General features: G+C 50.9%; 2 tRNA genes. Both read right to left on the bottom strand.

Annotation, left to right across the window (positions count from 1 at the left end):
* Positions 1-39: 39 nt before the first annotated feature.
* Positions 40-116, bottom strand: a tRNA-Arg gene (locus tag BBG47_RS28800).
* A gap of 10 nt (positions 117-126) precedes the next feature.
* Positions 127-201 (bottom strand) — tRNA-Cys (locus tag BBG47_RS28795).
* Between the last annotated feature and the right edge of the window lie 33 nt (positions 202-234).

Below are 234 nucleotides of genomic sequence, written 5' to 3'. Positions count from 1 at the left end.
CGCGTCTGCCAATTCCGCCACACCGGCTTATGAAATTAATGGCGTGCCCTGAGAGATTCGAACTCCCGACCTTTTGATTCGTAGTCAAATACTCTATCCAGCTGAGCTAAGGGCACAAAAGATGTTTGGAGGCGCCACCCAGATTTGAACTGGGGAATAAAGCTTTTGCAGAGCTTTGCCTTACCACTTGGCTATGGCGCCACATCTGGAGCGGACAACGAGATTCGAACTCGC

The sequence above is a fragment of the Paenibacillus sp. KS1 genome, from assembly GCF_001680695.1.
Taxonomy (GTDB): Bacteria; Bacillota; Bacilli; order Paenibacillales; family Paenibacillaceae; genus Paenibacillus_B; species Paenibacillus_B suaedae.
This window is presented reverse-complemented; position numbering and strand designations above follow the sequence as displayed.